We start from the raw sequence: 6,152 nt of genomic DNA, 5'->3' as shown, positions 1-6,152 counted from the left end.
AAGTGGTCTTAGCAATCCCCACCGCGAGGGCTTGCCAGCCTGGGGTAGTTGAATAAATAGACAGTAGCCAATACGGTTGGTGATAACATAGTTTGCACTGTCTTCTGACCTATGTGGAGAATGTAGAGACGTAGCATGCTACGTCTCTACAAGCATGGAATTGTCACAAATAACCCTTAACTTAACGGTATTGAGACAGTACGCACCGTATCGTTATAGTAATGGTTAACGTCCCGAGCCAGGAACTGTTGTGCCAGAAGTACCGGAACCGGAAGTGCCAGAAGTGCCAGAAGTACCAGAAGTACCGGAAGTGCCAGAAGTGCCAGAAGTACCAGAAGTACCGGAAGTGCCAGAAGTGCCAGAAGTACCAGAAGTACCGGAAGTGCCAGAAGTGCCAGAAGTGCCAGAACCAGAATGTCCAGAGCCAGAATGTCCACCGCTTGAACCGGTAGTTCCCGAGCCTTTTGCCATGTTCTGTGCCATTTGTAGGTGATCGGCGACGATTGGAGCAAACTGAGTTGCAAACGCTCTCAGATCAGGATCTTGTCCCTGTTTGAGGTAATTTTGGTAATTAGCCAGAGTTTTGGCATGAGCTTGAGCCTGCCCTTGCATATATGCTCGGTCAAACTCTGTACCTTTTAGGTTGCTCAGTTTCGTCAATAAAGCTCTGTTTTCCTTGCCGATGTCTTTTGGTGGTGTAAAACCCTTTTGCTGGGCTATGGGCGTCAGTTGTTGGCTCGAAGTTGTATGTTCTTGAATCATGCGCTCTGCAAAGCTTCTCACTTCTTCGTTTTGAGACCGTTTAAGTGCCAGTTGACTTGTTTGGATCTCTGTCTGGTCACTTTGCGCTGCCTTGGTGATAAATTGTTTATCCACAGCAGTGAGCGAACGATTAGAACTCGTGCCGCCAGGAGAAGACGTAGCACCACCAGAAGGCGTGGTACCACCAGAAGGACTCGTTGTCCCTGGCGTATTCTGGGAAAGGATGGACTGACTAGAACTATTGGAAGAACTAGAGTTGATGTTGGCTTGTACGATTCCTGGGAAAACGATTAAGCTACTTACGCCAGCCACTCCTACCAAGCTGCTAATAAATTTTTTCATCAACTGTGTGTGTGTGTGATTGTCCATATTCATTAATACCTGTGTGTTTAAATCTTTGAAAAATGGTGATGATTTCTACTCCTGAGCACTCCTGGAGGAGATTCAGAGCAAGGTATGTTCCAAAAATCAGTTTTATAGGAACTTTGACGATGCTTTGCTTCTAACGGTATTCCTCGCACAAAAACAGGTATAGAGAGCATTCAGGTCAAGCCTCCTTGCCGTTGAGTCGTTAAGGCAGGCTTGAGCTTAATTTGCTTCTTATGAAAAGGTAACTACTGTAGCTTTTTCAAACTTCTACCTCAGGAATATCCTCCGCTTCCATCTGTAGAGGTACTTTATGGCTATTGCAAAGTGCGGTGATCAGCAATCAAGGTAAATGCTAGCTAAACCAAATTCACAACGCTTGTAACTATCTCCTAGCTCTTTTCGTTTCTTTGCTAACAGACAAGAATTAAAAGCATAAATAATTACTTTCACTTACCGAAGTTATTTTTTTATGAAAGAATATAAAAAATATTAAAATTAATAGTTAAAAATTATAAATATGGTAATATTATAGTTAAGCAAAATTATTGCTGCAAAAAGCAATAATAGATTTGTGTAAGACATACAGGTCTTAATCCTGCCATACCAGAAAATTTGGGATAAAGCAAGATATCTCAACAGCAAGAATGAGTGAAAAGAGCGTAAGTCTTTTCCCAAAAACAAGCCGGATTTCTGTATGTAAGAGTGTATGTAAGAAATAGATTAGACCTCTTACAAAAGTCAATTTTTTTGTATATGAAACCACAGAGAAACCTTGCCCTCGAGCGAAGCGAAGGGACAGATATACACAGATGAATTATCTGCGTCGTGCATCTCTTGTACGTCTGCGGTTCCAAATAGCCCATGACCGGATTTTTGCAAGAAATCTATTCAAGATTGCCTGAAATAAAGGTCTATTTTCCGTAACCGCTTCTTGAAACGGCGAATGCAATTCTGCTCTTTATGGTACTGATTTAAAAGTAGCTATAGAGGCTTGTGATTGCGTAGACGAAATTGAGGCTGAAGTAGTTTTCATCATGCACAAAAACCAGAGAAAACAGCAATAAAGGGTACTCATATAGGTTAACAGGCTAACCAGAAAAGCGAAGCTACAAGATAAAAACCTGATTTCCATAAGAAAACGGGTTTATAAAAGCAAATTTATGGAATCCTTATGAAGGAACATTTAAGTGAGACAACAACCCAATGGCTTATCGCAAAAGCGTACAATATTCAAAATTTAAATTGCCGGGGTGAGAATGGCGATACAGCATTGATGAAAGCCACAAGAGAAGGCGTCTACTCAGTCGTTCAAGAACTGATTGACGTAGGTGTTGATATTAATGCTAGAAACAATGACGGTAATAATGCTTTGTGGTTTGCTTGTTTTGGCAACCACTACGATTTAATTGATTTGTTGATAAGGGCAAACATTAATATTGATAACCAAAATGATAACGGCGCAACTGTTTTAATGTACGCAGCATCAGCTGGGAAACTAGAAGTTGTCAAGCTGCTATTAAAGCATCATCCTAACCTAGAGTTGAAGAACTTAGACGATTTTACAGCTATAGATTTTGCCAGCACCATAGAAGTTTTAAGAATACTTAAAGATGCAACCAAGCCAAAAAGTAGGTAAAACTTACCACGACTCTACAAAGCATTCTTACCTATCAGTGATGCTCGATCCTAATTATGTGGATGCATCTACCCAACCATCACCGTTTAAATTCTATCCAAAGTTTTATAGGAGATTGAAATTAAATGTCAAGAATCCTATTCATTCATTTCTTTGGCTAACCAGTGCTATTACTTTTGAAAAATATTATCAAGATGAACCATATAAGCTGCGAGTCAATCCATCCGCTGGCGCTCTCTATCCTACTGAAGTTTATGTACAAATTCGAGGGATAGAGGGGATAGTAGATGGTATCTATCATCTAGAAGTTGCAAATAATTGTCTAACACTCATTTATGAATTGATTGATGATGGATTAGAGAGTTACATATTAGCTAATAATCGTATCATCGGATTCATTTTTTTAATCAGTTGCGTTTATTATAGGTCTAGTTGGAAATATAAAGAAAGGAGTGTGAGGTATTGCTGTTTAGATAGCGGGCACCATCTAGGCGCTATTGCAGCCTCAACTTATCTACACAATAGAAATCTACAATTATTGTTTGATTTTGATAAACTCGCTCTCAATGCTGATTTAGGCTTTGAGAATAAAGAGTTTATTACTGCTTGTGCCATCTCTGGTGAGTTCCAAGAAAAGAAAGTCAGACGTTTAAGGCTGAAAGTACCTTTCGTTTGCGGAACTGATTATTTTGAAGCTAATCAATTTATTGAAGATGGCTATCAAGCAACTGCTACTTCTGGGAGTTCCCAAAAACAACTAGAGTATCCGCAGTTTGACTTTGACAAGGAAAGATTTTACCAAACTGTTTGGAACAGACGCTCAATCAGGCGTTTTCAGAAAAAGTCTATCTCTGCGAAAGATTTCTGGAATATCTTACAGGAAGTACAAAAACCGATACCAACAGAAAATTTCGAGGACATAGAAATTTACTCTGTTATTCACCGAGTTGAGGGAATATTGCCTGGCTTATATCAAGGAAAGCGTCTGGTTAAAGCAGGAAATTTCAATGACAAGGTGGGTTACTTGTGTGTGAATCAAGCCCTTGCTAGAGATAGTGCTGTAACTTTATTTTTTGTTTCTAACTACAGCAATTATCAAACGGCGATGCAAGTTGCTGGTTTTTTGGGACAGAGAGTGTATTTATTCAGCAACTATTGGGATATTCAGTGTAGCGGTATTGGTGCTTTCTATGATGACGAAACTCAGGAATTTTTAGAAACAAAGAAAGACGTACTCTATGCAATGGTCATTGGAAAATAGTTAGAGTAATCGAGAGACAAGGAGATGAAGAGCAAACATTTTTTTCACGAAGAGGATTCACGCCCTGTTCAAGCTACATCAGCAGATATTATCCTGCGGCAGCAACTCGAGTATTCTATTAGTAGATACTTTTACGAAGGGTGCGATCGCACTATCCAAGATTTATTGTCTAATTGTCGGTGGTACGTAACCACGCACGCCAGTACTTTAACCTTGGTTATTGAATGTCCAGACCAAGTGACAAACTGGCGTATGTTACAGAAACTTGTGACGATGGCTGCATTGCTACATACACTTGTCAGCAGTGCAAAAATTCGTCTCTGTCCTCCCAAAGGTCAAGGAATGCCTTTTGAAATGAGAGTTGATGAGCTCTCAGTTTACCAAGATCTGGCTTAAGTTTGCAATACAGCCTGCGTTCTTAATTTGCGGGATCTACTCAACATATTCTTGGCGTACAATCAACTGCTTAAAACACACTTGTCTTTATTATTAATAACTACATTTGGTTGGATGCTGAGATTTTGACTGACTTCGCCTGAGTCAGGAACTTAGCTCATGCTAACTCAGTCAATAACTTTGACTTACTATGTTACGTATTTCTCCATTTGGTTAAAGGTAGTTCAAAATTGCAGTGAAGACTCATTTACATCAAACAAAGTAAGTTTGAACGCAAGAGCGAGTAAAAAAAGACGAGATAACAGTTTCATTTTTCGTGTCAAGTGTTTCTCCTTGGCTGCATCTACCTCTTTATTCGTCTTGCCTTTTTCTGGACGCGACAAATCGCTTCTGGTAGAATAATGGCTACTTTGTTAGTACTATCTGCAATATCATGACGCAACTTTGCACAAAATTTACTGAATACCAACCAAAAGATGTGAAAACATTAAAGCCATACCTTCTGTAGTTACAGATATTTTTAAGCAGATGAACAGAAAATTTGTCTTCACCTTGCTTTCTAGTCCAGTACTGTTTGCTTCTATGCTGTCTTTGGCAATGATGAGCCAACCAGCTAGAGCAAATCAAACAGTGAATCCAGCCACCAACAATCTCTCCTGCACAAGTTCCCCTCACAAACCAACTCCTCGTCTAACATGTTCGCGGGTTAACAACGCTTCTGGTTCCTCTGTTGTAGAATTTGCAGCACCACAACAAGGCAATCAAAATCTCATCGCCGAAGAACTGCAATTCACTGATGAAGAAAGCGAAGCAGCCATAGCCAAATATGGCTGTGATTGCGTAGCCTGCATCAATGGTATTCGTCAAATGCGAGGTCTTGCTCCTGTAGCAGGATAGTGAACAAGCGAGGAAAATTACTATAGAAAGAGCCAGAAATTATGTTTTCTGGCTCTTTGTTGTGTGCAAAAAAACAATCAAACGAGTTTTAAGTTCAGCAAAAACCTACAGCTTACCAAGGCTATGCAGCCCCAAGATAACGCCGACTCCTAAAATATGACCAAAATTGACAATTTATAGTAAAAGGCAACTAACTGTGATACTCCTGCTGATACGCTCTTAAGAGGTAAAGAAGCAATCATCGTGAAGATAATTTAAACTCAAGGTGATGTAGATTCATAGTTCCTACCTCTGTTATGTCCTCTACTATTGATTCCTTGCCACCAAATCTTGCTAAAATTGTCCAACGCTTCCAACGAGCCTCTGACCCAAAGCGACGTTACGAACAGCTCATTTGGTATGGTCAGCGGCTCAAGGAGTTTCCAGAAGCTGACAAAGTAGCAGAAAACAAAGTTTCTGGCTGCGCTTCCCAAGTTTATGTCACAGCGACTCTAGAAGACGGTAAAGTCATATTCCAGGGGGACTCGGATTCTCAATTAACCAAAGGATTAGTCGGGCTTTTGGTCGAAGGGTTAAATGGACTAACCTCTGATGAAATTGTGCAATTGACTCCAGATTTTATTCAAGAAACAGGTTTAAATGTCAGCCTGACGCCCTCGCGAGCTAATGGATTCTACAACATTTTTAAAACCATGCAAAAAAAAGCGTTGGAATCTCAGTTAATCGCTAATGGCTAACATATAGTTAATAGTCAATAGTCAATAGTCAATAGTAGAAAACTATGGATGATAGACTATGGACTCCGGACTATTGACTCACTAGAAAACTGAA

The 6,152-nt window shown here is 40.0% G+C and carries 6 protein-coding genes; 5 read left to right on the top strand and 1 reads right to left on the bottom strand.

Annotated features, from left to right (window positions below; translation table 11 throughout):
- Positions 1 to 225: 225 nt before the first annotated feature.
- Entirely contained in the window at positions 226 to 1,131 is a 906-nt protein-coding gene (locus AACT52_RS32470; protein WP_233154133.1) for a DUF4142 domain-containing protein, read from the bottom strand.
- 1,171 nt (positions 1,132 to 2,302) lie between these two features.
- On the opposite strand from AACT52_RS32470, the gene AACT52_RS32465 reads away from it, so the two are divergent.
- The 5 genes from AACT52_RS32465 (at position 2,303) to AACT52_RS32445 (ending at position 6,058) form a co-directional block, all read left to right on the top strand.
- A complete protein-coding gene (locus AACT52_RS32465; RefSeq protein ID WP_073634736.1) occupies positions 2,303 to 2,767 on the top strand; it encodes an ankyrin repeat domain-containing protein in 465 nt (154 codons plus the stop codon).
- Positions 2,742 to 4,028 carry a nitroreductase family protein gene (locus tag AACT52_RS32460; protein ID WP_073634735.1) on the top strand — a complete coding sequence of 429 codons (1,287 nt, stop codon included), beginning with the start codon at positions 2,742 to 2,744 and terminating at the stop codon, positions 4,026 to 4,028. The genes AACT52_RS32465 and AACT52_RS32460 overlap by 26 nt, the downstream gene beginning before the upstream one ends.
- A 24-nt stretch (positions 4,029 to 4,052) precedes the next feature.
- Entirely contained in the window at positions 4,053 to 4,424 is a 372-nt protein-coding gene (locus tag AACT52_RS32455; protein ID WP_073634734.1) for a hypothetical protein, read from the top strand.
- A gap of 528 nt (positions 4,425 to 4,952) precedes the next feature.
- Positions 4,953 to 5,321, top strand: coding sequence for a hypothetical protein (locus AACT52_RS32450; protein WP_073634733.1), 369 nt, complete (start codon positions 4,953 to 4,955; stop codon positions 5,319 to 5,321).
- A 296-nt stretch (positions 5,322 to 5,617) separates the two neighbouring features.
- A complete protein-coding gene (locus tag AACT52_RS32445) occupies positions 5,618 to 6,058 on the top strand; it encodes a SufE family protein (protein ID WP_073634732.1) in 441 nt (146 codons plus the stop codon).
- Positions 6,059 to 6,152 lie beyond the last annotated feature (94 nt).

Origin of the sequence: Scytonema sp. HK-05 (assembly GCF_963872035.1) — a bacterium.
Classification (GTDB): domain Bacteria; phylum Cyanobacteriota; class Cyanobacteriia; order Cyanobacteriales; family Nostocaceae; genus Kalymmatonema.
Note: the sequence above shows the minus strand (reverse complement) of the source record. Positions and strands in the feature narration are given on the sequence as shown.

Excerpts from the sequence above, each read along its gene's own strand:
- AACT52_RS32470 (WP_233154133.1), bottom strand. The coding sequence starts at position 1,131 with ATGGACAATCACACACACACACAGTTGATGAAAAAATTTATTAGCAGC.
- AACT52_RS32465 (WP_073634736.1), top strand. The coding sequence starts at position 2,303 with ATGAAGGAACATTTAAGTGAGACAACAACCCAATGGCTTATCGCAAAA.
- AACT52_RS32460 (WP_073634735.1), top strand. The coding sequence starts at position 2,742 with ATGCAACCAAGCCAAAAAGTAGGTAAAACTTACCACGACTCTACAAAG.
- AACT52_RS32455 (WP_073634734.1), top strand. The coding sequence starts at position 4,053 with ATGAAGAGCAAACATTTTTTTCACGAAGAGGATTCACGCCCTGTTCAA.
- AACT52_RS32450 (WP_073634733.1), top strand. The coding sequence starts at position 4,953 with ATGAACAGAAAATTTGTCTTCACCTTGCTTTCTAGTCCAGTACTGTTT.
- AACT52_RS32445 (WP_073634732.1), top strand. The coding sequence starts at position 5,618 with ATGTCCTCTACTATTGATTCCTTGCCACCAAATCTTGCTAAAATTGTC.